We start from the raw sequence: 25584 nt of genomic DNA, 5'->3' as shown, positions 1-25584 counted from the left end.
GTGTATGTTTCAGACGGTTTCCTGAGCCGCTTCATCCAGCTCGGACTTGCGCCTTGCAAGATGGGCCCGAAGTGCTGCTGGCTTCAGTGGCTTGTTGAGGATCAGGATGTTTTTCTCCTCCGCCTCACCGCGTACGTCTTTGCTGCGGTCAGCCGTGATCAAAATGGCCGGAAGGTCATTGCCAAACTTCCACCGCAACTGGCCAATGGCTTCAATGCCGGTTCCCTCATCAAGATGATAGTCCGCAAGGATGATGTCTGGCAGTTTGCCGGTCTTGTGAACGTTCTTGGCAGCGGCTATCCCGCTTTCAGCGCCGATGACAGTACAGTTCCACGTGTTGAGGAGGGTGGTCATGCCCTCAAGGATTTTCGGCTCATTGTCGATGGCCAGTACCACCAGTCCATCCAGCTGACCTGCAGTTTTGCTGGCTGCAGGTGAAGCCGCCACCTTCGGCAGGTTGCCAGCAGCCTTGAACTGGACCGAAAAACGGGTCCCCTTACCAACCTTAGAAGTAAGCGAGACCTTGTGATCGAGAACGCGGCTGATGCGCTCTACGATGGAGAGGCCAAGACCTAGTCCAGAGGCGATACGTGCGCCCGAGTCGAGCCGTTGGAACTCCTTGAATACGGCTTTCTGTTGTTCTTCGGGGATGCCTAGCCCCGTGTCAAACACCTCCACAATTCCAAGTGAAGGCTTTCGTTTTCGGGTGGCGACCAATACCCCACCGGTTTCAGTGTACTTGATGGCGTTGGAGATGAGGTTTTGCAGCAGGCGTCGCATCAGGCGCCTGTCGGAATGCAAGGTAAGGTCCGTTGGCATGACCTTAAGGCGCAATCCTTTCTCCTCTGCAATCGGCCGAAATTGGGTCTCCAGCGGTTTCAGAATGTCGTCCAAACGGAACACCGAGAACTCAGGTTGGAACGTTGCCGTATCGAGCCGAGAGATCTCAAGGACGGTGCCGATGATTTCCTCTACCGATTCAAGAGAGGCTTCAACATTGCGCACCAGATCACTGTTGGGATTGTTCTGGGTGGCAAACTTGTCGCTCAGCGCTGAGGAGTAGAGCTTTGCCGCATTAAGTGGTTGCAAGATGTCGTGCCCCGCCGCAGCCAGAAACCGTGTTTTGTCCTGGTTTGCCAACTCAGCCTTTTGCCGGGCCTCCATGAGTTCGTCATTAACGCTTGTGAGCTCTGCTGTTCGCTGGCGCACGCGCCGCTCTAGCGTCTCGTTTGCGTGAGCAAGCGCATCTTCCGCCATCACGCGCTCTGTGATGTCGCTGTAGGTGATCACCAATCCGCCATTAGGCATCGGACTGGTGCGCACTTCCAGCACGTTGCCGGACATCATCATGCGTTCCTGATAGGTGTCTTGAGCGCCGATGAAGTTGCTTAGACGATCGCTGACAAGGTCGGCCACCACACCGTCGCCAAACTCTCCTCGTTCCGCGCTGTATGTCAGAATACGCTCCAGCGGCACCCCCACCTGACCGAATTCGATGGGCAGGGACAGGATCTCGCGGAAGTTGCGATTCCAAAAAATGAGATGCAGGTCGCGGTCAAACACCGCAAGGCCCTGTCGCACTTGGTCAAGCGCCACCTGTAGCAGGTCGCGGTTGTATTGGATGGCTTCGGTGGCATCGTCCAGAAGCTTTATGGTGCCTTTGGTGTTCGGATCTCGGCGCTTGAAGAGCAGGGAAAGCACGAGGCGGGCGGAAGCCGAGCCGATGGCGCTTGCAAGCAGCTGTTCGGAAAAACGAATGAGACGGGCGTCTGCCTCCTGATACTCGTTCAGCTCAATGCCGTTGTCGCGGGCATAGGTATCAAACGAGCGCTGGGTGCGTTCCTCACCAATGTACCGCGCGATGGTGGCCTGAAGATCGCCGGTCGTAATCGCGGTGCGCCAGAGCCTGAGAGCAGGAGGGGTGTGGATCTCCGCTGGAACGAAAACATTTGCCTGCAACCGCTCGATGGACGTTGGCTGGCGGCTCAGTGAAAACGCTACGTAGCAGAAGATGTTGAAACCCAAGCTCCACAACACGCCGTGGATGAAGGGATCAGAGATGTCCGTGAAAAACAGCGCTTCAGGGCGCAGGGCCGCAATGCCGAAAAGGCCTGTTTCCAGCAGTTCGGGATTCAAAATGCCTTCCTTGGCGAACACCGGCAGCAGCAGCGTATAGAACCACAGGAAGAAACCGCCCATCATGGCGGCTTTGGCACCCCGCGCCGTTGCCCGGCGCCAGATCAGTCCGCCAAAGAACGAGGGCGCGAATTGGGCAATCGCCGCAAACGACAGCAGGCCAATTGAGGCAAGGGCTGCGCTATCGCCTGCAACCCTGTAGTAGATGTAGCCCCCCAGTATGATGATGAAGATCGACATTCGCCGAATGTTCAAGATCAGCTGGCTCATGTCCTCACCGGAAGAGGCGATGATTTCATCTTCTGTCCGGCGCCGCAGAATAAGAGGCATCACAAGGTCATTTGAGACCATGATGGAGAGCGCCACCGTTGTAACGATCACCATGGCAGTTGCGGCAGAAAGCCCGCCCACGAAAACCACGAGGGTAAGCAGAGGCGCATCAAAAGTGCGGGGCAGTGCAAGCACGAACATGTCCGGATTAACGCCAGACGAAAAGAGAGCCATGCCGGCCAGCGCAATGGGGATCACAAACAGGTTGATTGCAATCAGATAGCTTGGAAACAGCCAGGAAGCGCGGCGCAGCTCGTCGGGACTGTTGTTTTCAGTCACCGTCACGTGGAACTGGCGCGGCAACAAGACGATGGCGAACAGGCTCAACATGGTCAGGATCAGCAAGTTGCTGAGGTTTGCGCTGTCAAAGATCAGGGCGCTTTTCACCCCTTCTTCGCTGGCCTTTGCCAGCAGTTCGCCCGGCCCGTCAAACAGCACGAATGTGGCCCAGATGCCGACCGCAAGGAAGGCAATCAGCTTTACCATCGCCTCCATGGCAATGGCCAGCATGAGGCCTTCCTGATGCTCGGTGGCATCGGTGTGGCGGGTGCCGAAAAGCCAGGTGAACACCGCCATGAAGATGGCAATCAGGAGGGTCTCGTCACCGAACACGTATTCCGGTGCTACCGAGGTGGCCATGATCGGGTTCTGCACAATGGTGCTGACCGAAAGGGACAGTGCTTTCAGTTGCAGGGCGATGTAAGGCGTCATGCCGATGACGGCGATCAACGTCACCATGGCGGCGACCATCTGGCTCTTGCCGTATCGGGCCGCAATGAAGTCCGCTACCGAGGTAATGCGCTCACTTTTGGCAAGATGGATAATGCGCCGTAAAAGCGGGTAGCCCAAAAAGAACATCAGGATCGGGCCAATATAGATGCCCAGAAACTCGATGCCGCTCCGTGTCGCCAGCCCGACGGAGCCGAAAAAGGTCCAGGAAGTGCAGTAGACTGACAGGGATAATGCATAGATCAGCGGTCGGCCTGCACCCGAAAAACCCTTGAGCCTTGCTGCTCTGTCTCCATAGCTGGCGACGAGAAAGAGGAGCAGTATGTAGGCCAGTGCCACAAGCACGACCACCCAGCCCTGAAGCATAGTTACCCCGCGTCTTTAATGGGTTATTTTTAGGCTTTTCGAAAATCACAGTTGACCGAACTTCATGGAAAGGCAAGAGTCTTGCCATATAAAGAGAACTCGAGCGCATAACCACGCACATGATAAGTTTGTGGAGGCCGGACTTGAGCAATAACAAAGAAGAAATCAAAAAGCTCGCTCACCGGGATTTTCGTGATTCCAGTCCAATTAAAATAGAAAAACCGAAGCTTTGGCAACGTATCCTTTTGTTTTTACGTTCAAATCGGGACATTAGTGACCCGAGGGCTGTGTCGGTCTATCTCGATCACAGGGCGGCATTTCTAGTGCAGAAGTCTGTGCTGGAATACACCCGATACCGAGCGGGGCGGCACTGGCCGGTTTTGTCGGAGGACAGAGCATTCCTTTATGCCTTGGAAAAGGCACGGTGGTCCAACTACGCCATTGCATTGGACTATGTTAGCGAAATGGCGCTGAACTCTTTGCGCCGAAAGAGCAAGCATCCGCCGCAGGAAATTGCAGGCTTTTTGGGGAAATGCGCAAATACCATAATGCAGAGCTATGGCGACATGACTGCCATGCCCTGTGAGGAGTGGCGCAAGATGACGTTGAACACGCGCTATCGTCTTCGTACGGCTGCAATGGTCAATGCGCGCCCTGTTCAGGATATTCCGGCAGGTCGGTTCTCAGAGTTCTTCGAAAATCTACCCATCCACTGCAAGCTCGGCGGTCATGATGAACTCACTTTGCTCAACAGCATGCGCGTTCACTTGAGTCAGATGCACGATGAGTTTCGCTGGCGCAGCGATGCCTACGCCTTGGAGGCATTTATTGTCTCTCCAACATCGTCGTGCGCACAACCCAAGCGAGAGCCGCCCAAACCCCGGCATTGAGCGTGTGTGGGCCTTGCAATTCTACGCTGTACAAATACTGGAGCATTTGCGTTCTAAATGTTGAGAATAACGCAATAAACTAAGTCTTGCCCCTAATGAGGGCTCTTCCGTTCCTTGACGAATGGGTTAGTCTGTGAGCCGGAAAAAACACGGCCGTTTGATACGGGGGGATGCATCGCATGCAAGGAATTGAGGGGGTGCTGGGAACGTTGCGTTCGCAGGCGCTCAGTGCGCCAGAAAGTGGCATTGTCGAGCTCGTCAATGCAGGGAGGGAGCAGGAAAATCTCATTCCTCTTTGGGTGGGTGAAGGAGAGCTTCCAACACCGGATTTCATTTGCGAGGCAGCCTACAAATCCCTTCGGGATGGCGAGACCTTTTATACCTATCAGCGTGGCCTTCCAGAGTTGCGAGAGGCTCTGGCGAACTACCATGAAAACGTGTACGGGCGGCCTTTCTCGTCTGATCGCTTTTTCGTCACCGGGTCAGGTATGCATGCAATCCTCATTGCGCTCCAAGCAACTGTATCCGCAGGGGAAGAGATTCTCGTTCCAAGCCCTGTTTGGCCAAATTTGGCTGCCTGTGCCGGGATAGCAGGAGCGCATCCTGTCTTTGTCCCAATGCAGTTTTCTGAGGGGCGGTGGGAGCTCGATATGGAGCTTCTCCAGGCGTCGGTTACCTCAAAAACCAAGGCCCTGTTCATCAACTCTCCTTGCAACCCGACTGGCTGGGTTGCTACCCGCGAAACCCTCGCCGAACTCCGTGAATTCGCTCTGAAGAACAACCTTTGGATCATAGCCGATGAGGTCTATGGCCGGTTCGTATTCGGCGAGGAAAAACGTGCGCCATCTTTCTACGATGTGGCTCAGGATGATGACCCAATTCTCTATGTGAACACGTTTTCGAAAAACTGGGCCATGACAGGATGGCGAATCGGGTGGCTTTCCTGCCCTAAGGGGATGGGCCAAATAGTGGAAAACCTTGTCCAATATTCCACTTCTGGCACTGCGGCATTTATGCAGCGCGCGGCAGTTGCCGCATTACAGAACGGGGATGAGTTTCTGCAATTTCAGGTGGAGAAGGCGCAAAGGGGTCGCGCGCTCCTGACCGAGCGTTTTGTGAAACACTCGCGGCTAAACCTCTCTATGCCTGACGGGGCGTTTTATTTGTTTTTCTCGATAGATGGCTTGGCTGACTCTCGTGAAACTGCTTTCGCAATCCTCCGTGAAACAGGGGTTGGGTTGGCTCCCGGTACAGCCTTCGGGCCGGGCGGGAAACCGTTCTTTCGGTTATGTTTCGCCCGCGATATAGGGCAGTTAAACGATGCATCAAGACTATTATGTCGCTGGATAGGTGATTGACCGGAGAGTCTGCATACGGTAGCACCTAGTCAAAATACCCATCCACCTTTGGCGTAAGTCAAAGGACGCAGTATGTACCAAGGAACCACATCATGGATTCAAGTGCGCGTCTAGATAGCGTACTCGACACGGCCGCAGACGGCATTGTTGTGACCGATAAGGCCGGTAAGATCCTGCTCTTCAATAAGGCTTGCGAGAAAATGTTCGGCTACTCAAGCGATGAGGCCGTCGGGCAAAACGTGAGCATCCTGATGGGGGCCAAGGACGCACACGCGCACCACAGCTACATGCAGCGATATCTGGATACCGGCGAGCGCCGTATCATTGGTATCGGGCGTGAGGTAATGGGCCAGCACAAGGATGGGACGCCAATCCCGCTTGATCTGTCCATCGGCGAGGCAAAAACGGCTGACGATCACCAATTTATCGGGATTGTTCGCGACCTGCGCTCCCGCAAGGAGATTGAAGCCCGTCTGACAGAATTGCAGGCAAATCTCGTCAAGATGACCCGTGTTAACGCGCTCGATGAAATGGGCGCTGCCATCGCGCACGAGGTCAATCAGCCGCTCACGGCAATCATGCTCTACTTGCAGACCGCTGCCCGGCGTGCCCGCACTGCGGAAAATCCGGACGCTCAGCTCGTCAAGCTGATGGAAAAAACGGTCGTTGAAGCGGAGCGTGCCAGCAAGATCATCCAGCGCATGCGCAACTTCGTCGAAAAGCAAGACTTGCGCCGCAAAGATGAAACGCTTGCAACAGTGGTTGATGAGTGCATCGAACTGGTGAGCGTCGGCATCGATGTTGAAGATGTTGAAATTACGTCAACCTTTGATGATTACTCATATAAGGCGAACATTGACGGCGTACAGGTCCAGCAGATCCTGGTGAACTTGATCAGAAACGCGGCTCAGGCCGTTGCCAAGTCACCGGTCAAGCGTGTCCTCATCGACGTCGAGCTTTCTGAAGACAACGTCTTCATTCGTGTAACCGATACGGGTCCAGGTCTCAGTCCGGAAGCAATTGATGGGCTATTCAAAGCATTTTCTGGGACAAAGCGGCGCGGTTTGGGTGTAGGACTTGCGATTTCTCGCAGTATAGCGCAGAACCACGGTGGGGATTTGTTTGTAGAGCCGAAGGAAGAGGGCAAGGGTGCCACTTTCGTTCTTCGGCTTCCGTCAAAGTAACCAGTGCCACTCTTCTTGATTTGGTGGCACAAACAAAGACAAGAGAACTGAAGGACCAAAGTGATGACGTCTGCACCGTCTGTGATCCATATCGTTGACGACGATCCCGCGGTTCGTGACGCGCTTTCGTTGCTCTTCGAAACCGAAGGCTTCGAGGTCGGGGCTTATGCAAACGCAGAAGAATTTCTGAGTGCCGTTGAAACGACTGTACCAAACTGCGTACTGCTCGATGTGCATATGCCTGGACGTTCAGGTATCGATATCCTGAAAACGCTGAACGCTGAAAAATTTGAAGCACCAATCTTCATCATCTCCGGTCAGGGCGATATCCCAATGGCCGTGGAGGCGATCAAGTATGGCGCATATGACTTCATCGAAAAGCCATTCGATGTTGATGCAATCATCTCTCGCGTGCGTGAGGCGATCTCTTCTGTGACCCGCGCTGGCGCACATGGCCAGTTCAATTTCCCGGGCGCTGAAAATCTCACGCCTCGTGAACGTCAGGTGTTGACAGAGATCACTGCAGGTTCTTCCAACAAGGAAGCTGGCCGCAATCTCAAGATTTCTCCGCGTACGGTGGAAGTTCACCGCGCTCGCATCATGGAAAAGCTTGGTGCGCGTAATGCGGCAGATCTCGTTCGTATTGTACTGACCGGCGAGCCGCCTGCGCAGTAATACTGACGTACATTTACTTAGAATCTGTCAAATAAAAGTGCGTGATCACCCTTGAGTGGGTAATTACGCACTACACCATTGTCTGTGTTGTATATAAAGGCGTAGAGCCTAAACTACGACTAAGCGCTGTATTCTGTATAAACCGGTGGCGCTTCCGTAAAGAAAGACTTGGTGTAATCAGTGATCTACGTCATCGAAGATGATGCTTCAGTCCGGGATGCGATCAGCTGCCTCTTTGAGGAACTGGGACTGAACACCAAAACATACATTGATGGCGAATCTTTTTTTGAGGCCTCGCGCCCCAAGCAATCCGATATTGTCTTTGTCGATCTTGCCCTGCCAGGAATGGCGGGTCGCGACATCATTCGCAAGTTATCCGCAGAAGGTGGGCCGCCGCAAATTGTCGCAATGACTGGCTTGCCGCGGAGAGATCTAGATCAAATTTTTATTGATGGTTTTGTGCCGAAAATTGTACGTAAGCCATTGGAAGAAAAGAGCTTATTGCAATTTATTCCGGTTTGATTTTAGCGGGCAAAGCTTTGCGCCACATCAAAAAAACTTCCCAAAAATCTCCAAGTTAAGTGGTCTTGCGGATTTTGACGTTGCCAAGAGCCGCGTACTTCTGCAATTCATGCTCGTAACAACAGAGCGTCGATATTGACGGGTGTCGATGCTCTGTATTTCGAAGGCTTTTCGAGATAAGGTATATCTTGGATGTTGCTTTCGGAGTGCATTATGCACCTGAGAGTTCAGGTGCGAGGAGGGAAAATGGAACGGGTTTTGTACGCTGGGTCTTGTGCGGCGGATGGTGCTACTTCCTTGACTGACATCGATAATGACATGCACCGTGAGAGTGGCTCCAAGAGCGGCTCAGGTCGCAAACATCGCTTGGGTTCACACGAAGTCCTGTTTTACGAGGGCGACCGCGCAGACCGCATTTACGAAGTGCTGGAAGGCGTGATGATGCTCTACAAGCTGCTGCCGGATGGCCGCCGACAGGTGGTTTATGTCCTGCGCGCTGGCGACATGCTGGGCTTCACCAATCACGACACATTCGACTGCACCGCAGAGGCGCTCACCGCCGTAGAGCTTCAGGTTTACGAAACCCGTGAGGTGGCAACGTCACCGCTGCTTCAGCACTACGTCAATCGATGCCTGCTTTCCCAGATGGAGCACCTGCACGATCACACCGTGTTGTTGGGCCGCAAGTCTGCCATGGAGCGCGTTGCGACGTTTCTGATGAGCCTTGTGCCGGATCGCGGTGGCGCAAACTGCTCAGGCCCCGCAAACCCCGATGTGCCTGATGCGCGGTCCGTTGTTCTTTCCATGACACGCCAGGAAATCGCTGACTATCTCGGCCTGACAATTGAAACGGTGAGCCGCGTCATCTCGCAGCTGAAGCGTAAGGGTCTGATCAAGGTAGAAAAGCAGGACAGCATCCAGATCCAGAACGTCTGCGGCATTTGCCAGCTTACCGGAATGCACTAAGGACCGAGCGGAAAAGGCTCCCCGCAAAGCAAAGTGGCCGGATCACACGGCCACAGAATGCCGCGCAGCGTTGGCGTGCAGATAAGCGTCAAATGCCGCTGCCACTACCCGAACGTAGCGCTCGCCCACTTGGGTCACCTTCACCAAACTTCCATCAATGGACACCAGTCCATCGGCTTGCAACGGTTGAAGCTGCGCAAAGCTTTCAGCAAAGCCGTTGAGGTTCAGCCCGAACCGTTCTGCAGCCTCTGCGATGTCCACCTCGTAGGCGGTCATCAGCCGTTCAATGATGTGAGCCCGGCATAGATCGTCCGCGTCGACGGCAATCCCTTTCTTGATTGGCAGTGCGCCATCTTCAACCTGACGGGTCCATTCGCGGGTCTCATGTATGTTCTGGACATAGCCCTTTGGCAGGAAGCCAATGGAGCTGGGTCCAAAGCCGAGCAGGGTTTCGGCCTTGTCGGTCGTGTAGCCCTGGAAGTTCCGCTTTAGCGTTCCGTCATTCAAGGCGACGGCCATGCTGTCTTCTGGCAGCGCGAAATGGTCCAGCCCAATCGCGGTGTATCCTGCAGCGATAAGCGCATCTCTTGCGATATCTGAAAGCTCGATACGCTCCTGTGTTTTTGGAAGAGCATCTTCGCTTATCAGCTTTTGGTGTTTCTTGAACCATGGCACATGAGCATAGCCAAACAGGGCAATGCGGCCCGGTGCTAGCTGTTTGGTCAGGTCCACGGTTCTGAGAATGGTCTCGGATGTTTGATGCGGAAGCCCGTACATGAGATCAAAGTTGATCTCGCTGATGCCAGCACCCCGCAGGGCCTTACAGGCTTCTTCGACGCACTCGAATGACTGAACCCGGCCGATACTCTCCTGAACGGTCAGGTCAAAATCCTGCACACCAAGGGAGGCGCGGTTCACGCCGGCCATCGTTAGTGTCTCAGCAAGGTAGGGAGTGACGGTGCGCGGGTCCAGTTCAATGGCATGTTCAAGATCTGGCAGAAATTCGAAGCCGGACTTCAGCAGCTCGAATGTCGCCAAGAACGCTTCTCGCGGCAAAAGGCTCGGCGTGCCACCACCCCAGTGAATGTGTTGAACAGGGCGTTTGCTTCCTAGCTTCTGCAGCACAATTGAGATTTCTTTTCGAAGTGTCTTCGTAAAAGCGACCACCGGCTCATCTTGCTTTGTGGCTTTCGTGTTACAGCCACAATAGTGGCACATCTCACGGCAAAACGGCACATGCAGATACAGCGAGAGGGGTGTGTCCTCTGGTATGGCTGCAAGCCAGCCCTCGTAATCTGCGCCGGAAACGGCCTCAGAAAAGTGAGGAGCGGTTGGATATGAGGTGTAACGAGGAACGCTTTGCGTTGCGTAACGTAATTCGAGCGAAGTCATATCGGTAAAATACGCAGAACCGTTTCAATAACTTTGATCCTTATCAAGCTCCCCGAAATTTCGTAGATTAGAACCTCTCTCATCCCGTGTGACTCGCGATTTTTGCTGGCGGGGAACACTCTCTGGCGCCGCAGCGCAAAATCCTTTCAATATTCACAAAAATCGGAGGTTTTATGAAGCTGTTTGATGGCGTTCATTTTGGCACTGCAACAAAGACGTTCAACGCCCTTGTCATCGCCGGTTTGGGCGGTGCTTTTTTCGACCTTCTCGGTCTGCCTGCCCCTTATCTTTCAGGGGGAATGATCGCCGTCGCGGCTGCCGCCTTTCTCAGTGTTCCGCTGGAGTTTCCGGAGCTACTGAAAAAGGTCGCCATGGTCGTTCTTGGCATATCCATGGGAGCGGGTGTGACCCCGGAGGCATTTGAGCGTGTTGGTTCATGGCCGATCACAATTTTGCTCATCGGGCCAACCATGGGGCTGATGGTCTTTGCTGCCTACCAGTTTCTGAGCAAGTTGTGCCACTGGCGCAAGGACGCCGCTTACTTTTCGTCGATTCCCGGCACTCTGGGGCTGGTCGCGGTGTTGGCAGAAGAGCGGAACTCCGATTTGCCGCGCATAATGACCGTGCAGGTGTTCCGGTTGTTTGTTTTGCTCGCATTTCTGCCAAGTCTGTTGGTTTCCACCTCAGAGCCAGTTACGGGAGCGGTTGTGGCATCGGTGCCATACTCAACGCCCTTTCAAATGCTCATCCTTGTTGCTGCATGCGTCCCAATGGCTCTAATTGCCGACCGAATTGGTATACCCGCAGGTCTGCTCACCGGCGCCTTTATTGTCAGCTCAGCGCTCAACGTCACGGCGACAGTTCCGGTTCATTTGCCCTCATGGGTTGAGGTGCCGGTCTTCATGTTCTTCGGGGCCATGATCGGGGCTCGTTTTGGGTCCACCTCTCCGGCTCAGGTTATGAGCTGGCTACGGGTTTCCATTGGCTCGTTTATGATCGTTTTTGCAGTCTGTGTCGCCGTATCTGCTGTCGCGTCTTACTTTCTGGATTTGTCCTTTGGGCAGCTTGTGCTGGCCTATTCGCCGGGGGGGCTGGAGGTGATGACGCTGCTTGCGTTCGTACTCAATCTAGACCCGGCCTTCGTCGCAACGCACCAGATTCTTCGCTACATCGGGATGCTGTTCGTTTTGCCATTTGCGACCCGACTGGTATTAGGGCCTAAGACTAAAGTTTAGGGTTTTCCCCTTATAGCCTCTAGACCTCAAAAATATTTCGATTTAGAGCAATTTTATCTTAGGGCGCCCCGGGGTTTTTGACTTCGATCAAGGGCGTCGTATGGCGCGGTAACTAAATATACCGAGAGATTCCAAATCTAAGTTTTGTCACAGTGGATGGGGCTAGCAATATGTCAGAACGAAGAGCCAGATACCTGTCGCTAGAGGAGGGGGGATTTGCTCTTCTTCTCGCTGCAACAGCCTTCCTGTGTTTGATCATCGCAGGAAAGACCTTTGACCAAGTGTTGGCGTTCCACGCCAGCTTGATTTCGCTTGCGGCAGCAGTCGGCACCTTCTTCATCTTCCGTCGCTATTTCGATGGCGACACCATGCCGATCCCGCAGGAGGTCGACGGTAAGCCAAACTACAACATGGCGCCGGTCGAATTCGCTGCGTGGGCATCAGTTTTCTGGGGTATCGCAGGCTTCCTCGTAGGCCTGATCATCGCTCTCCAGCTGGCTTACCCGGCACTCAATCTTGATCTCCCATGGACCCACTTCGGTCGCATGCGTCCACTGCACACCTCTGCAGTGATTTTTGCGTTCGGTGGTAACGTACTCCTTGCTACCTCCATGTATGTGGTGCAGCGTACCTGCCGCGCAAGAATGCCTGGTCGCATTTTGCCTTGGTTTGTGGTTCTGGGTTACAACCTGTTCATTGTCGTGGCTGGTACCGGTTATCTCCTCGGTGTCACCCATGGCAAAGAGTATGCTGAGCCAGAGTGGTATGCAGATTACCTTCTCACCGTTGTGTGGGTGTTCTATCTGCTGCTGTTCCTCGGTACGCTTTGGAAGCGTAAAGAGCCGCACATCTACGTGGCCAACTGGTTCTACCTCGCATTCATCGTAACGATCGCGGTTCTCCATGTGTTCAACAACATGGCGCTGCCGATCTCAATGTACTCCTCCAAGTCCTACATCGTCTGGGCTGGTGTGCAGGATGCGATGGTGCAATGGTGGTACGGTCACAACGCGGTGGGCTTCTTCCTGACCGCAGGCTTCCTGGCCATCATGTACTACTTCATCCCGAAGCGCGCTGACCGTCCGGTATACTCTTACCGCCTGTCTATCGTGCACTTCTGGGCACTGATCTTCATCTACATCTGGGCAGGTCCACACCACCTGCACTACACCTCCCTGCCACAGTGGGCATCTACCCTTGGCATGACCTTCTCCATTATCCTCTGGATGCCTTCTTGGGGTGGCATGATCAACGGTCTGATGACGCTTTCCGGCGCATGGGACAAGCTACGTACCGACCCTGTACTGCGCATGATGGTTGTGTCCGTAGCGTTCTACGGCATGTCCACCTTCGAAGGTCCGGTCATGTCCATCCGTGCAGTGAACTCTTTGTCTCACTACACAGACTGGACCATCGGTCACGTACATGCTGGCGCACTGGGCTGGGTTGGTTACATTTCCTTCGGCGCGTTGTACTGCCTCATTCCGTGGCTCTACAACAAGAAGGACGTTTACTCCCTCAGACTGGTGGACTGGCACTTCTGGGTGTCTACCCTCGGTATCGTTCTGTACATCTGTGCGATGTGGGTATCCGGCATCATGCAGGGCCTGATGTGGCGCGCATACGACAGCCTCGGCTTCCTTGAATACTCCTTCATCGAAACCGTGGACGCCATGCACCCATTCTATGTGATGCGTGCTCTGGGCGGCGGTCTGTTCCTCCTTGGTGCACTTATCATGGTCTACAACCTCTACATGACTGCACGCCATGGTGAGAGCGCAGAAGCCGTTGCCGCACAGCCAGATGGCCGTCTGGCAGCAGCCGAGTAATCAGGGGAACAGCTAATGTCTGCTTGGAAAAAACACGAAATATTCGAAAAGAACTCGCTGATCCTCACCATTGGCATCGTGGTCATGGTGTCCATCGGCGGTCTGGTGGAAATCGTTCCACTTTACTACCTCAAGAGCACCATCGAGAAGACGGAGGGGATGCGTCCTTACACCCCTCTGGAGCTTGCTGGTCGCAACATCTATGTGCGTGAAGGGTGCTATACCTGTCACTCACAGCAGATCCGCCCATTGCGCGATGAGCTGGAGCGTTACGGCATGTATTCTCTGGCAGCGGAGTCCATGTATGACCGTCCGTTCCAGTGGGGCTCCAAGCGTACCGGTCCGGATCTCGCTCGTGTCGGTGGCAAGTACTCTGACGAATGGCAGCGCGACCACCTGATCAACCCGCGGTCCGTGTCTCCAACTTCCATCATGCCTGGCTACCCATTCCTGGCTGAGAACAAGTTGAACACCCGTGACATTCAGGATCACCTTGAGCTGAATGCAATGTATGGCGTGCCGTACACTGAAGATCAGATCAAGTACGCACGAGCGGACCTGATTGCACAGGCGGATCCAGAGCGCGGTGACATCGATGGCTTCGAGGAGCGCTACCCAGGTGCATTGGCACGTTCATTTGACGGTGATCCTTCTCAGATCACCGAAATGGACGCGTTGATTGCCTATCTGCAGATGCTCGGCACTCTCGTAGACTTCGAACTCTACGACAACAACGCGAACCTGCGTTAAGGAGGCATCATGGAGTCAACCTATAACCTTCTGGCCAACTTCGCGCAGACAGGTGGCCTTCTGTATTTCATGGCGATTTTCGCCGGTGTTGTAATCTATGCCGTTTGGCCGGGGAATAAGGAGCGCTTCGACGATGCAGCTCAAATCCCGCTTCGGGAGGACGACTAATGGGTGAGCTGAAAAAAGAAGTCGATGAGCTTTCCGGCGTTGAAACCACTGGTCATGAGTGGGACGGCCTGAAAGAACTGAACAACCCTCTGCCAAAGTGGTGGCTCTACATCTTTTACGCCTCGATTGTATGGTCGATTGGCTACTGGATTGTCATGCCATCTTGGCCGCTGGTCTCCTCCTACACCGCAGGTGTAATTGGCTACAGCCAGCGCGAAGTCGCCACCCGTGAGTTCGATACGGCAATGGCAGAGCGCGCAGAAACTGGATCCAAGCTTCTTGAAGCTTCGCTGGACGAAATTCGCAGCACACCAGAGCTTCTGGAGTTCGCCATGGCAAGCGGAAGCGCAGCATTTGCTGACAACTGTGCGCCATGTCACGGCACCGGTGCTACGGGTTTTGTGGGATATCCAAACCTGCAGGACGACGTCTGGATTTGGGGCGGCACCATGGACGATATCGCTCAGACGATTTCTTACGGTGTGCGTTCTGAACATGAAGACACACGCTTTGGCGAGATGATGGCGTTTGGTCGCGATGAAATCCTGAACAAGGAAGAAATCGCAGCAGTTGCCAACTACGTTGCAGCCAACCTTGCTGGTTCCACCCCGGAAGAGGGTGCTGATCTGGCTTTGGGTGAAACTGTTTACGTCGACAACTGCGCAGCATGTCATGGCGATGAAGGCTTGGGAAGTCCTGAGCTGGGCGCGCCGAACCTGACCTCACCGAACTACCTCTATGGCAACTCTGTAGAAGCCATCGAGGCACAGGTGTACAGCCCACGTCACGGCGTCATGCCTCCGTGGATTGACCGCCTCGGCGAGACCACAGTTAAGTCTCTGGCGGTTTACGTTCACTCTCTGGGCGGCGGTCAGTAACAGCTTATCCGAAAACGAGGAACGGGGGCGTCCTGAACGGCGCCTCCGTTCTGCCACTTCAAATAATAAATTTGGTACGGGCACGACCATGAAAACGAACGCGGATCCCACTGCTCAGCTAGATGAAGACACTTGGTTTGTCTCGGCTGAGAAGGTTTATCCTCAAGCGGTGAAAGGGCGGTTTCGAACTATTAAGTGGGCGATCTTGTTCGTCACACTGGGCATTTATTACTTTCTTCCATTTGTCCGCTGGGACCGGGGTGCTGGGGCACCTGATCAGGCGGTATTGATCGATTTTGAAGCTCGCCGCGCCTACTTTTTCTTTATCGAAATCTGGCCTCAAGAGGTCTACTACCTCACTGGTCTTCTTGTTATTGCTGCTGTTGCTCTGTTTCTAATGAATGCGGTCGCTGGCCGTGTGTGGTGCGGCTACTTGTGTCCGCAGACCGTTTGGACAGACTTGTTCATGAAGGTCGAGCGCTTCTTTGAAGGCGATCGCCGTGACCGCATCAATCTGGATAAGGAGCCATGGACCGGCACCAAGATCGCACGCAAGACCGGCAAACACACCGTCTGGCTGCTGATTGCCTGGTGGACCGGCGGTGCCTGGGTGCTCTACTTTGCTGATGCACCAACTCTTGTCTATGAACTTGCGACCGGTCAGGCCTCCCTTATTGTGTATGGTTGGATTGCGATCCTGACCTTCACGACCTATTCGCTCGCCGGTCACATGCGTGAGCAAGTCTGTACCTACATGTGCCCTTGGCCGCGCATTCAGGCAGCTCTTACCGATGAGTACGCACTCAACGTGACCTACCGCGCCGACCGCGGTGAGCCACGTGGTCACCTGAAGGAAAACAAGAAGCGTCTGGAAGAAGGCTTGCCAGCCGGTGATTGTATTGACTGTCACCAGTGTGTGGCTGTGTGTCCAACCGGCGTTGATATTCGTAAGGGCAGTCAGCTGGAGTGCATCCAGTGCGGTCTGTGTATTGATGCCTGCGATAACATCATGACCAAGGTCGGCAAGCCAACCGGTCTGATCGCCTATGATACAGACATCAATATGGACCGCCGTGAGCAGGGTCTGGACCCAATCTACAGGTTTGTTCGTCCTCGTACGATCATCTATGTGGGCATCATCGTGATTGCAGCAGGCATCATGCTCTACACGTTGATCAACCGCCAGATGATGGACCTGTCTGTTGTACATGACCGTAACCCGCTCTATGTAACGCAGAACGAGGGTGTGGTCCGTAATGGCTACACTTTGAGATTGCTCAACAAGGAAAGTTCGGCTCAGGACTTCACGCTCATGGTGCGCAGTCAGGACGGCAATTTCCGCGCTGAGGTCGTGGGTGCAGACACCAACTCAGATGGGTCTATCACTCTCGAGGTTGGTGCAGACCGTACCCGTCAGGTTCGTGCTCTTGTGTTCTCTGAACCAAATGCAACCCTGCCGGTTTCAAGTGCGCTGGACTTCGTTCTCACAAACAATGAGACGGGCGAGAGTGTCTTGATTACGGACTTCTTCCGTACGGCGGAACACACAACACAATAGGGCTCTTAAAAGAGCCCATCCCCATTTCTGCAAAAGGTGAGGCAATGACGCTGACCATGGATAACAAAGGAACCAAGAAGCCACGCCAGATCACTGGCCGGTTCGTACTCGTTTGCTTTATTGTCTTTTTCGGCGTCATCTTCGCCGCCAATGCAATCATGATGTACTTGGCTATCGGCACTTTCCCAGGGCTGGAAGTCGAGAGCACCTACGAAGTGAGTCAGGGCTATAATGATGAAATCGCCCTGGCCGAAACCATGAAGGCAAAAGCCTGGAAGGTTGAAGCTGATATCAAGCAGGCTTCAGATGGCTCCGTTCAGATCCTGGTTCTGGCGCAGGACAAGAATGGCGCGCCAGTCTACGGCGATGAATTCACGGTCAAGTTCCAACGTCCAACAAGCACCAACACCGACACCGAACTCACCCTTCAGGAGCAGGAAGCTGGGCGCTATGTTGGCAATATCGCCGAGCTTGGCCACGGCAATTGGACCGTGGTGGTAGAAGCCTTCAGTGCAGAAAGCGCCGAGACACCTGTCTTCCGCTCGCGCAACAAGGTCTTCTTTAAAGAACAGTAAGGGCGGCCATGAACGCTCACACCAAAGACTGGGAGGCCTTTGTCACCCAGAAAGACGACGGCACAGCTCACATGGAGCTTGCCGTCGATGGCATTACGTGTGCCGCTTGCATTTTTGAGATTGAACGCGCTCTGACCAAGGAAGAGGGCGTCAAACACGCCCGCGTTAACATGTCCAGTCAGCGCCTCTCCGTAGACTGGGATCAAAGCACATACGAGCCGTCGCGGCTTGTCAAAATCATGGAGATGCTGGGGTACAAGGTGTACCCGTTCGATCCTGCGCAGGTGAAGGCCCGCGGCGATCGCATCGGTAATGAGCTCTTGCGTTCATTGGCAGTCTCCGGCTTCGCTGCCATGAACATCATGCTTTTGTCCATTTCCGTCTGGTCTGGCAACACTTCCGACATCGACGTTGAAACGCGCGACTTCTTTCACTGGATCTCTTTTCTCATCGCCTTGCCAACGGTTGTGTATGCAGGGCGGCCGTTTTTTCGTAGTGCGATCATCGCCATCAAAAGCCGCCGCTTGAACATGGATGTACCGATTTCCATCGGTGTTCTGCTCGCCACCGGCTTGTCGGTGGTGCAAACCTTTCAATCCGCCAAACATGCCTATTTCGACAGCGCGGTAATGCTGCTGTTCTTCCTGTTGGCCGGTCGTTATCTCGATCACATGATGCGCCGCAAGACGCGCGCCTTTGCCGAGAATATCGCCACGCTGAAGGCCGAGAGCGCCGCCAAGTTGTTACCTGACGGCTCCACCAAGGATGTGCCGCTGTCAAAGCTGGAGCCCGGCGACAAGGTGTTGGTGCGGGCTGGTGAGCGAGTTTCCGTTGACGGCGTGGTCCTGGAAGGCACAAGCGAGATTGACCAGAGCCTTGTGACGGGAGAAACCCAGCTGCAACCAGTGGAGGCTGGGGATGCGGTTTTTGCAGGCACCATGAACGCCAATGGCACGCTCACTCTCGGGGTCACGGCGTCTGCCAAGGGAACTCTGCTGGACGAGGTCAACCGCCTCTTGGAAACCGCTCTTGAGGGGCGCTCTTCCTACGTACAGATCGCCGATCGCGCTTCCCAGCTCTACGCGCCTGTTGTGCATCTTGCTGCGCTGGCCACATTCCTTGGCTGGACCTTTGCCGTCGGCGCAGACTGGCAGTATGCCCTGGTCATTTCCATATCGGTGCTGATCATCACGTGTCCTTGCGCATTGGGACTTGCCATTCCTGTTGTTCAGGTTGTGGCAAGTGGTCTGTTCTTCCGCGCACGCGTGCTCTTGAACTCAGGCGATGCGATCGAGCGCTTGGCAGCGGTGAAAACCATCGTCTTCGACAAGACCGGCACTTTGACGCTGCCTGAACCAGCTCTTGGTGATGCTGGAGGCATGAGCGCAGAGGATCTTGCTCTCGCAGGCCGCTTGGCGCTCAGTTCCAAGCATCCCTTGTCCAAGGCTTTGGCCAAGGCGACCGGCGAGCTGAAACCAATCCCGGGAGCAAGTGAGGAAACGGGCAAAGGTGTGCGGGCTGTCTTTGAGGGGCAAGAGCTGTTGCTTGGCGCACCTGCCTACTGCCGCATCCCGCAGGACATGGTTGAGGCTAAGCGGAGAGAGAACCCCGGCAGTTCGCTGATTGCGTTCCGCAAAGGAGAAGAGACCTTTGCCTTGCTTGCAATTGGCCAGTACCTGCGCAGCGACGCAGTTGAGACCGTGACGCGCCTGCAGGCCATGGGGTACACGCTGGAGATGCTGTCAGGTGATCGCGTGGATGCTGTGGCCGACATCGCCAGCCAGCTTGGCATCGATACGTGGCAAGCCGAAGTGAAACCACAGGACAAGATCGCCCGGATCGAAGCGTTGAAGGCGGAAGGGCATAACGTGTTGATGGTGGGTGATGGCCTCAATGACGCGCCAGCTCTTGCGGCCGCAAACGTGTCCATGTCGCCAGTTTCCGCCGTACACGTCAGTCAGGCCGCAGCAGATGCGGTGTTCCTGGGCGAGGATCTGCGCCCAGTGGCCAACGCCCTTGATATTGCGCGCAAGTCCCATCGTCTCATGCAGGAGAATTTGGGTCTGTCCGTGATTTACAACATGATTGCTGTACCAATAGCTGTTCTTGGGTATGTAACGCCATTGGTGGCGGCGTTGGCCATGGCAGGTTCCTCGGTTATAGTGACCCTGAATGCCGTGCGCCTGCAGTTCATGTCCAAGTCGGAGAAAGAGGACTAACAACCAATGGAAGTATTGCTCTACCTGATCCCAGCTGCATTGGTGCTTGGTGGCTCTGGCCTCATAGCCTTCATGTGGTCCATGAAGAACGGTCAGTATGATGATCTGGAAGGGGCCAAATGGCGCATTCTGGATGATGGGGATCTGCCCGATGGCCATGCCCCGACCGTGGGGTCTGATCCGAAGTAGGAAACAAGACATCCGTACTACAGGCACAAAAAAACCGGCGCAAAGGCCGGTTTTTTGTTGTCTTGATGCAAAGGGCTTAACCACCCGCCGCATGATGAAGAATTGCCGTTGGCTGTTCTTCGTCAACCACATTGGTGCTTTGCTTGAAGGAGATGCCCAGTTCGTTCCATACATCAACCAGAGCCTCAGTGAGGTTGTTGATGAGCTCGTCGGTGTGAGCAGGGCCGGGGGTAATGCGCAAGCGCTCAGTGCCCCGAGGAACAGTTGGGTAGTTGATCGGCTGAATGTAGATGCCATGCTTTTCGAGCAGCATGTCAGAGGCCTTCTTGCAAAGGTCAGGATCAGCTACGAGGATCGGCACAATGTGGGTGTCGGAATGCATGACCGGCAGACCAGCCGCACTCAACTTGTCCTTTGTCACCTGCGTCTGGCGCTGCTGCGCGTCGCGCTCTACGGAAGACTGCTTCAGATGGCGAATGGATGTGGTGGCAGCTGCAGCCAGGCTTGGCGGCAGGGCAGTGGTGAAGATGAAGCCCGGTGCGTAGGAACGGATCGCGTCCACAACAGCATTGCTGCCTGCAACGTAGCCACCCATCACGCCAAATGCCTTTGCCAGCGTTCCTTCGATGATGTCCATGCGTTCCATGACGCCGTCGCGTTCGCAAATGCCAGCGCCACGAGGACCGTACATGCCAACGGCGTGAACCTCATCAATGTAGGTCATGGCGTTGTACTTTTCGGCCAGGTCAGCGATCTTTTCGATCGGCGCGATGTCACCATCCATGGAGTAAACGGATTCAAAGACGATCAGCTTCGCGCGCTCATTCCCGGCGTCGCGCAGCAAATCTTCCAGATGTTCCACGTCGTTATGGCGCCAAACCTTCTTTTGAGCACCGGAATTGCGTACACCGGCGATCATGGAAGCATGGTTCAGTTGATCAGACAGGATGAGGCAATCAGGCAGCAGCTTGGCCAGCGTTGAAATTGCCGCTTCGTTTGAGACAAAGCCAGAAGTAAAGACCAGGGCGTTTTCTTTGCCGTGTAGGTCTGCCAGTTCTGCTTCAAGCTGAACGAGTGGGTTGTTTGTGCCCGAAATGTTGCGGGTGCCGCCCGCACCTGCGCCCATGGTGTGAATGGCATTGGCAGAGGCCTCGATCACCTTTGGGTGGTGGCCCATCGCCAGATAGTCGTTGGAGCACCAAACAACAATCTCGCGTTTCTCGCCATTGCGGCGCCAGATTGCGTGTGGATGTCTGCCCGTGATGCGCTCCAGATCCGCGAATACCCGATATCGTTTTTCCTCCTTGAGGGACGAGATCGCCTCTTCGAAGATACTCTGGTAATTCATTTTCTGTTCCTTGCTGATACCGGGTACTTTAGAGCATTGCTAAACTACTATTAGTGCTTTCATACGCAATTGTCGTAGGACAAGTTGCCGCAAGCCCGTGCGCTGTGGATATGCGGATTAGCCTTACGCACTTACCACAATTTGCCCCTCGTTGGCATAAAAAAGCTGATATTCCTCAAGGCGCCAGCAAAATTCTGGAGAACATCCACGGGTCATTTCCCCGCAAGATTGAGTTTGTTAAAAAAGCGCTGCTAAACTCCCTGCGTAAGCTAAGGAATAGGCCGTTGAGTATCGATCTGGCATCGCTGTCGTTTCTGGTTGTGGAAGACAGTGCCTACATGAGAACGATTCTGCGCACCATGCTGCAGGGCTTTGGTGCGCGCAAAATCGTCGAAGCAGAAGACGGTGCCTCTGGCCTGGAAGCCATGGAGCGCGCGAACCCGGACATCCTGATTTTGGATTGGGTCATGCCCATTCTTGATGGGCCGGACATGGTTCGCATGATCCGCACGCCGGATAATCCGTTCGCCTACATTCCAATCATCATGGTGACTGCTCATACCGAGCGCAGCCGCATCATCGAAGCGCGCAAGCTTGGTGTTCACGAGCTGTTGTGCAAACCGATCTCCGCCAAGTCGCTTCATCAGCGCATCATGTCGGTCATTTTGCAGCCTAGAGATTTTGTGAAGACGGCAGGCTATTTCGGACCGGCGCCGCGGGCGATACGCAACCATAAGAAAGCTTGGAAGCCTCAACCCTCAGCCGGGTCGTAATTGGCTTGGCTTCGACGTCAGGTTGGAGAGGGACTTAAGAAAGCGCGCCGCCATCTCTTATGGGGGCGAGATGGCGGCGTAATTAGCGATACTTTCTGAAAAAATCAGTTCGCTGAAAGCGCAGAAAGCTGGGTTCTCGCCTCTGCCCACTTTTCAGAGGGCAGCTTGGTTGCAAGGCGGATCAGCTCTGCAAAGTCATTTTCTTCCAGTTGGTACTTCAACAGCATCAGTTCGGCTTCTGAAAAGCCGTCGTCCTGAGAGTATTCGTACTCACTCGTTACTTGTTCCATTCGAACTCTCCTCAGCAAGTCCCATTCTGGGACCGCTACTCACTAAGCGCAGACGGCCACATGCCTGAAATTGGCAGGTGGTGGTGCTACATGAAATTCGACAGGGCGGGGGGATTTCCTGTCGCTTGCCCCGATTGCAAGCTCAGGGTGGCAAGCAGCCCTTTTCTTGTAAACTCACAAAAGGCGCTGATCGTCGGGAGAGGCCGTGAAGTGGAACAATGGTCACACTAACCAAGCGGGAGGGACTCACTCTTGGTTAGTTACCACGCGCTGCGCTCTGCTCCTGCGTGTATTGAAGCCGTGAATTACTGTGGAATACGAGGATTACCATGGTTAATGTCTTGTTAATTTCATCGATTCGAATGCGGCAAAATAAAGTGTTTGTTGGCGTGTGATTTGTAGTATCTCCCGCTTAAACTGTAGCGTTTTGCGAATTGCAAAGTAGTTGCAAGCAAGAGACGTATATTTGAAAACAATTCACCTGTTTCAACTTGAAACACAGCGCAAGGTCAGGTTGCTCTCTGAGTGTCTTACATCTGACAAACACAATGACGGGACTGTTGCGTGACGTGAGGTTGCCTGTCCATCTCTTGCTCTCCACCGGCTGCGATAGAGCCTTGCGGACAGGATGATTGACAAAAACAACGACAACTTCTGCCGCAGCGATCGAACCAAAATCAAAGAGGGATAAAGGGGGGAGGAGAATGGTGCTGCGAGGGAGGATTGAACTCCCGGCCTCTCCCTTACCAAGGGAGTGCTCTACCACTGAGCTACCGCAGCTTAATCTGAAGGCTTTAGAGCCTTCCATTCTACTGAACTTACTGAGTTTTTCCAGTCTGTTCTGTGTTGCGAGGCCGTGTCGCCCCGGAACGAGGAGGCTTTTGCCATAACGACCGGGGGGGCGCAAGAGCTAAAATTTCCAATTCTGTGGAATTTGTCATGGCTGGGGAAATCTCATGGGTGAATGATACGTTGGCTTACTGAAGGACGCTTGGCATCAAGAGGGCATTAGTGTAGGTGAGACCGTCATGAACGAGGAAAAACAGCCAAAAACCGCCGATCCGGATGGGTTGGAGAAAAAGCAAAGCGAAAAGGATGCGCGTGCTGAGCGCCTCGCTGCAGCTTTGCGAGACAATTTGAAACGACGGAAGAAGGCTCAAAAGACAGGGCGTTCCTCCGAGAACTAACGGTTTTCCGGCTTAGAAAAACCGGTAAATCATCATAGCTGGGTGGGGGCTATGTTGTTCACATGACGAGCACGTCACTGATGGGGCGTCATGTTAAGGCCATATCCATCCTTATAGAGGACCATAATATCTCCTCCGGAGTTTCGGGCGGTCTTTTAGGGTAATTTGATTAATGGACAGAATTAAAATCGTCGGTGGCAACCGGCTCAATGGTGTGATCCCAATTTCTGGCGCGAAGAATGCCGCTTTGCCTTTGATGATCGCATCCCTTCTGACGGATGAAACTCTGACTCTGGAAAACGTTCCGCGCTTGCGCGATGTGGCCCAGCTGACGCAGATCCTCTCCAACCACGGTGTCGACTATTCTGTCGATGGCAAGCGGGTCGGTCAGGATTCAATGCGAGGTCAGACTTTGCACTTGTCCGCAAGCGATGTTGTAGACACCACCGCGCCTTATGAGCTCGTCTCTAAAATGCGTGCCAGCTTCTGGGTTATCGGCCCCTTGCTTGCCCGGATGCACGAAGCGCGCGTTTCCCTGCCGGGGGGCTGTGCCATTGGCACGCGCCCAGTCGATTTCTTTATAGATGGCCTCAAGGCGCTTGGCGCCCAGATGGACATTGATCAAGGTTATGTGGTGGCCAGGGCCCCGGGCGGCCTCATTGGCAACCGCGTTGTGTTCCCAAAGGTATCTGTGGGGGCCACCCACACAGTCATGATGGCTGCAACCTTGGCCAGGGGCGAGACCGTCATTGAAAACGCCGCGCGCGAGCCAGAAGTTGCAGATCTTGCGAACTGCCTCATCGGCATGGGCGCGAAGATTGAAGGCGCTGGTACAGGCACCATTCACATTCAGGGCGTCGAAAAGCTCGGTGCTTACCGACACCCGGTCGTGGCGGACCGCATCGAAACCGGTACCTACGCCATGGCAGTGGCCATGACCGGCGGTGATGTGGTTCTGGAAGGTGCGCGTGCGGAGCTTCTGCAAAGCGCTCTGGATACGCTGGTTCAGACAGGGGCCGAAATCACCAGTGTCGAAAACGGCCTGCGCATTTACCGAAACGGTGATGGCATTGAGCCTGTCGACATGCGCACCGATCCGTTCCCGGGCTTCCCGACCGACCTTCAGGCGCAGTTCATGGCTCTCATGACCCGCGCCAAGGGCACCAGCCGCATCACGGAAACTATCTTCGAAAACCGCTTCATGCACGTTCAGGAACTGGCCCGCCTTGGTGCCAATATTCATTTGGACGGGCAGGTGGCAACTGTTGAAGGCGTGGAACAGCTTCACGGCGCTCAAGTTATGGCAACGGACCTTCGTGCTTCCGTTTCTTTGGTTATCGCGGGCCTTGCAGCTGAAGGCGAAACAACCGTGAACCGCGTCTATCACCTTGATCGCGGTTTTGAGCGTCTTGAGGACAAACTGTCCCGCTGTGGTGCTCAGATCGAGCGTGTTTCCGGCTAATTCATAAAATACAGAGTCACCCGATTGTTTTCAGCGGGCTCTGACGTTACCTGTACATGTAGAACGCGAGGCGGCGATATCGGAGTTCCGGAATCGCCGTCTTTCACATGACTCGGGGTATGATAATGAAGCTTCTCGCGCTTGACAGTGAAGACCTGACTGTAATTTCCGCGATGTGCCAGGATAGTGTCCTGAAGGTTGGTGACATTCAGTACCTGCCAAAAGAAAAGCGGCTTATCGTTGCCATGAACCGCTTCGCTTGGGATGCTGACACGGCAAAACAACAGAAAAATGAGCGCCGCAGATCCGTTCTTGCACTATCACGTGTTGAAGCTCTGCAGGTTCGCAATATAAAGCAAGAGAATAAGGACGGCATTCTGTCGTTGCTTGCCATCACATTTGACCCGGATGAAGATCCGGCCGGGCGTCTCACTCTCGAGTTCTCCGGCGGTGCGGTCATGGCAGCGAAGGTGGAATGCATTGAAGCGCAGTTGACCGACTTGGGTGCAGCTTGGGGCACTGAAAATCGCCCTCATCACGAGCTGGACTGAGCCGCGCCACTGCCAGGAACTGAA

Annotated in this window: 23 protein-coding genes and 1 tRNA gene; 19 read left to right on the top strand and 5 right to left on the bottom strand. The window is 54.4% G+C overall.

Annotated elements, in window-relative coordinates:
* Nucleotides 1-9 precede the first annotated feature (9 nt).
* Nucleotides 10-3561, bottom strand: a complete 3552-nt coding sequence (locus PUV47_RS14375; protein WP_274219273.1) for a PAS domain-containing hybrid sensor histidine kinase/response regulator — start codon at nucleotides 3559-3561, stop codon at nucleotides 10-12.
* A gap of 143 nt (nucleotides 3562-3704) precedes the next feature.
* Between PUV47_RS14375 and PUV47_RS14370 the strand changes: the two genes are divergently transcribed.
* The 6 genes from PUV47_RS14370 to PUV47_RS14345 all read left to right on the top strand — a co-directional run bounded on the left by PUV47_RS14370 (nucleotide 3705) and on the right by PUV47_RS14345 (nucleotide 9156).
* On the top strand, nucleotides 3705-4451 hold the full coding sequence (locus PUV47_RS14370) for a hypothetical protein (protein WP_274219272.1): 747 nt from the start codon (nucleotides 3705-3707) through the stop codon (nucleotides 4449-4451).
* Between the two features lie 170 nt (nucleotides 4452-4621).
* Entirely contained in the window at nucleotides 4622-5809 is a 1188-nt protein-coding gene (locus tag PUV47_RS14365; protein WP_337994505.1) for a pyridoxal phosphate-dependent aminotransferase, read from the top strand.
* A gap of 92 nt (nucleotides 5810-5901) precedes the next feature.
* Nucleotides 5902-6993 (top strand): two-component system sensor histidine kinase NtrB, encoded by a 1092-nt coding sequence (locus tag PUV47_RS14360; RefSeq protein ID WP_274219270.1) that lies wholly within the window; start codon nucleotides 5902-5904, stop codon nucleotides 6991-6993.
* A 63-nt stretch (nucleotides 6994-7056) separates the two neighbouring features.
* The gene (locus PUV47_RS14355; RefSeq protein WP_274219269.1) at nucleotides 7057-7668 is read left to right on the top strand and encodes a response regulator transcription factor; all 612 of its coding nucleotides are present in this window, start codon (nucleotides 7057-7059) and stop codon (nucleotides 7666-7668) included.
* A gap of 180 nt (nucleotides 7669-7848) precedes the next feature.
* Entirely contained in the window at nucleotides 7849-8190 is a 342-nt protein-coding gene (locus PUV47_RS14350) for a response regulator (protein ID WP_274219268.1), read from the top strand.
* Between the two features lie 246 nt (nucleotides 8191-8436).
* Nucleotides 8437-9156, top strand: coding sequence for a Crp/Fnr family transcriptional regulator (locus PUV47_RS14345; RefSeq protein ID WP_274219267.1), 720 nt, complete (start codon nucleotides 8437-8439; stop codon nucleotides 9154-9156).
* A gap of 42 nt (nucleotides 9157-9198) precedes the next feature.
* On the opposite strand, the gene hemN is transcribed toward PUV47_RS14345, so the two are convergent.
* Nucleotides 9199-10548 (bottom strand): oxygen-independent coproporphyrinogen III oxidase, encoded by a 1350-nt coding sequence (gene hemN, locus PUV47_RS14340; protein WP_274219266.1) that lies wholly within the window; start codon nucleotides 10546-10548, stop codon nucleotides 9199-9201.
* Between the two features lie 173 nt (nucleotides 10549-10721).
* Here hemN and PUV47_RS14335 point away from each other — a divergent pair, with 173 nt between their 5' ends.
* The 9 genes from PUV47_RS14335 to ccoS all read left to right on the top strand — a co-directional run bounded on the left by PUV47_RS14335 (nucleotide 10722) and on the right by ccoS (nucleotide 19949).
* On the top strand, nucleotides 10722-11783 hold the full coding sequence (locus PUV47_RS14335) for an AbrB family transcriptional regulator (RefSeq protein WP_274219265.1): 1062 nt from the start codon (nucleotides 10722-10724) through the stop codon (nucleotides 11781-11783).
* A gap of 170 nt (nucleotides 11784-11953) precedes the next feature.
* Nucleotides 11954-13612 (top strand): cytochrome-c oxidase, cbb3-type subunit I, encoded by a 1659-nt coding sequence (gene ccoN / locus PUV47_RS14330; RefSeq protein ID WP_274219264.1) that lies wholly within the window; start codon nucleotides 11954-11956, stop codon nucleotides 13610-13612.
* Between the two features lie 15 nt (nucleotides 13613-13627).
* Nucleotides 13628-14362 (top strand): cytochrome-c oxidase, cbb3-type subunit II, encoded by a 735-nt coding sequence (ccoO, locus tag PUV47_RS14325; protein ID WP_274219263.1) that lies wholly within the window; start codon nucleotides 13628-13630, stop codon nucleotides 14360-14362.
* Between the two features lie 9 nt (nucleotides 14363-14371).
* Entirely contained in the window at nucleotides 14372-14530 is a 159-nt protein-coding gene (locus tag PUV47_RS14320; RefSeq protein ID WP_274219262.1) for a cbb3-type cytochrome oxidase subunit 3, read from the top strand.
* Nucleotides 14530-15408 (top strand): cytochrome-c oxidase, cbb3-type subunit III, encoded by an 879-nt coding sequence (ccoP, locus tag PUV47_RS14315; protein ID WP_274219261.1) that lies wholly within the window; start codon nucleotides 14530-14532, stop codon nucleotides 15406-15408. The genes PUV47_RS14320 and ccoP overlap by 1 nt, the downstream gene beginning before the upstream one ends.
* Before the next feature lie 88 nt (nucleotides 15409-15496).
* Nucleotides 15497-16966, top strand: coding sequence for a cytochrome c oxidase accessory protein CcoG (gene ccoG / locus PUV47_RS14310; protein ID WP_274219260.1), 1470 nt, complete (start codon nucleotides 15497-15499; stop codon nucleotides 16964-16966).
* Nucleotides 16967-17010: 44 nt separating this feature from the next.
* Nucleotides 17011-17541: a FixH family protein gene (locus tag PUV47_RS14305; RefSeq protein WP_274219259.1), complete on the top strand. Its 531-nt coding sequence runs from the start codon at nucleotides 17011-17013 to the stop codon at nucleotides 17539-17541.
* 8 nt (nucleotides 17542-17549) lie between these two features.
* Complete coding sequence (locus tag PUV47_RS14300) at nucleotides 17550-19760, top strand: cation-translocating P-type ATPase (protein WP_274219258.1); 2211 nt, start codon at nucleotides 17550-17552, stop codon at nucleotides 19758-19760.
* 6 nt (nucleotides 19761-19766) lie between these two features.
* Nucleotides 19767-19949, top strand: a complete 183-nt coding sequence (ccoS, locus tag PUV47_RS14295) for a cbb3-type cytochrome oxidase assembly protein CcoS (RefSeq protein ID WP_274219257.1) — start codon at nucleotides 19767-19769, stop codon at nucleotides 19947-19949.
* A 76-nt stretch (nucleotides 19950-20025) separates the two neighbouring features.
* Here ccoS and hemA read toward each other — a convergent pair whose 3' ends face one another.
* A complete protein-coding gene (gene hemA, locus PUV47_RS14290; RefSeq protein WP_274219256.1) occupies nucleotides 20026-21297 on the bottom strand; it encodes a 5-aminolevulinate synthase in 1272 nt (423 codons plus the stop codon).
* Nucleotides 21298-21581: 284 nt separating this feature from the next.
* Between hemA and PUV47_RS14285 the strand changes: the two genes are divergently transcribed.
* Entirely contained in the window at nucleotides 21582-22070 is a 489-nt protein-coding gene (locus tag PUV47_RS14285; RefSeq protein ID WP_274219255.1) for a response regulator, read from the top strand.
* Between the two features lie 104 nt (nucleotides 22071-22174).
* Here the strand turns inward: PUV47_RS14285 and PUV47_RS14280 are convergent, their stop codons facing one another.
* Together PUV47_RS14280 and PUV47_RS14275 are read right to left on the bottom strand one after the other, a co-directional pair.
* Nucleotides 22175-22360 (bottom strand): hypothetical protein, encoded by a 186-nt coding sequence (locus tag PUV47_RS14280; protein ID WP_274219254.1) that lies wholly within the window; start codon nucleotides 22358-22360, stop codon nucleotides 22175-22177.
* Nucleotides 22361-23065: 705 nt separating this feature from the next.
* Nucleotides 23066-23140, bottom strand: a tRNA-Thr gene (locus PUV47_RS14275).
* 248 nt (nucleotides 23141-23388) lie between these two features.
* On the opposite strand from PUV47_RS14275, the gene PUV47_RS14270 reads away from it, so the two are divergent.
* The 3 genes from PUV47_RS14270 to PUV47_RS14260 all read left to right on the top strand — a co-directional run bounded on the left by PUV47_RS14270 (nucleotide 23389) and on the right by PUV47_RS14260 (nucleotide 25560).
* Nucleotides 23389-23547: a hypothetical protein gene (locus PUV47_RS14270; protein WP_274219253.1), complete on the top strand. Its 159-nt coding sequence runs from the start codon at nucleotides 23389-23391 to the stop codon at nucleotides 23545-23547.
* A gap of 172 nt (nucleotides 23548-23719) precedes the next feature.
* The gene (murA, locus tag PUV47_RS14265) at nucleotides 23720-25009 is read left to right on the top strand and encodes a UDP-N-acetylglucosamine 1-carboxyvinyltransferase (RefSeq protein ID WP_274219252.1); all 1290 of its coding nucleotides are present in this window, start codon (nucleotides 23720-23722) and stop codon (nucleotides 25007-25009) included.
* Between the two features lie 125 nt (nucleotides 25010-25134).
* Complete coding sequence (locus PUV47_RS14260; RefSeq protein ID WP_274219251.1) at nucleotides 25135-25560, top strand: DUF2948 family protein; 426 nt, start codon at nucleotides 25135-25137, stop codon at nucleotides 25558-25560.
* The last annotated feature ends 24 nt before the right edge of the window (nucleotides 25561-25584 follow it).

This window comes from Pseudovibrio exalbescens (assembly GCF_028737195.1).
Taxonomy (GTDB): Bacteria; Pseudomonadota; Alphaproteobacteria; order Rhizobiales; family Stappiaceae; genus Pseudovibrio; species Pseudovibrio zosterae.
This window is presented reverse-complemented; position numbering and strand designations above follow the sequence as displayed.

Bases quoted from the DNA above. Each gene is read 5' to 3' on its own strand.
- ccoG (WP_274219260.1), top strand. From the start codon at position 15,497: ATGAAAACGAACGCGGATCCCACTGCTCAGCTAGATGAAGACACTTGG.
- PUV47_RS14260 (WP_274219251.1), top strand. From the start codon at position 25,135: ATGAAGCTTCTCGCGCTTGACAGTGAAGACCTGACTGTAATTTCCGCG.
- ccoS (WP_274219257.1), top strand. From the start codon at position 19,767: ATGGAAGTATTGCTCTACCTGATCCCAGCTGCATTGGTGCTTGGTGGC.
- ccoN (WP_274219264.1), top strand. From the start codon at position 11,954: ATGTCAGAACGAAGAGCCAGATACCTGTCGCTAGAGGAGGGGGGATTT.
- ccoO (WP_274219263.1), top strand. From the start codon at position 13,628: ATGTCTGCTTGGAAAAAACACGAAATATTCGAAAAGAACTCGCTGATC.
- PUV47_RS14365 (WP_337994505.1), top strand. From the start codon at position 4,622: ATGCATCGCATGCAAGGAATTGAGGGGGTGCTGGGAACGTTGCGTTCG.
- hemA (WP_274219256.1), bottom strand. From the start codon at position 21,297: ATGAATTACCAGAGTATCTTCGAAGAGGCGATCTCGTCCCTCAAGGAG.
- hemN (WP_274219266.1), bottom strand. From the start codon at position 10,548: ATGACTTCGCTCGAATTACGTTACGCAACGCAAAGCGTTCCTCGTTAC.
- PUV47_RS14345 (WP_274219267.1), top strand. From the start codon at position 8,437: ATGGAACGGGTTTTGTACGCTGGGTCTTGTGCGGCGGATGGTGCTACT.
- PUV47_RS14270 (WP_274219253.1), top strand. From the start codon at position 23,389: ATGAACGAGGAAAAACAGCCAAAAACCGCCGATCCGGATGGGTTGGAG.
- PUV47_RS14300 (WP_274219258.1), top strand. From the start codon at position 17,550: ATGAACGCTCACACCAAAGACTGGGAGGCCTTTGTCACCCAGAAAGAC.
- PUV47_RS14355 (WP_274219269.1), top strand. From the start codon at position 7,057: ATGACGTCTGCACCGTCTGTGATCCATATCGTTGACGACGATCCCGCG.
- ccoP (WP_274219261.1), top strand. From the start codon at position 14,530: ATGGGTGAGCTGAAAAAAGAAGTCGATGAGCTTTCCGGCGTTGAAACC.
- murA (WP_274219252.1), top strand. From the start codon at position 23,720: ATGGACAGAATTAAAATCGTCGGTGGCAACCGGCTCAATGGTGTGATC.
- PUV47_RS14360 (WP_274219270.1), top strand. From the start codon at position 5,902: ATGGATTCAAGTGCGCGTCTAGATAGCGTACTCGACACGGCCGCAGAC.
- PUV47_RS14335 (WP_274219265.1), top strand. From the start codon at position 10,722: ATGAAGCTGTTTGATGGCGTTCATTTTGGCACTGCAACAAAGACGTTC.
- PUV47_RS14280 (WP_274219254.1), bottom strand. From the start codon at position 22,360: ATGGAACAAGTAACGAGTGAGTACGAATACTCTCAGGACGACGGCTTT.
- PUV47_RS14305 (WP_274219259.1), top strand. From the start codon at position 17,011: ATGACGCTGACCATGGATAACAAAGGAACCAAGAAGCCACGCCAGATC.
- PUV47_RS14375 (WP_274219273.1), bottom strand. From the start codon at position 3,561: ATGCTTCAGGGCTGGGTGGTCGTGCTTGTGGCACTGGCCTACATACTG.
- PUV47_RS14320 (WP_274219262.1), top strand. From the start codon at position 14,372: ATGGAGTCAACCTATAACCTTCTGGCCAACTTCGCGCAGACAGGTGGC.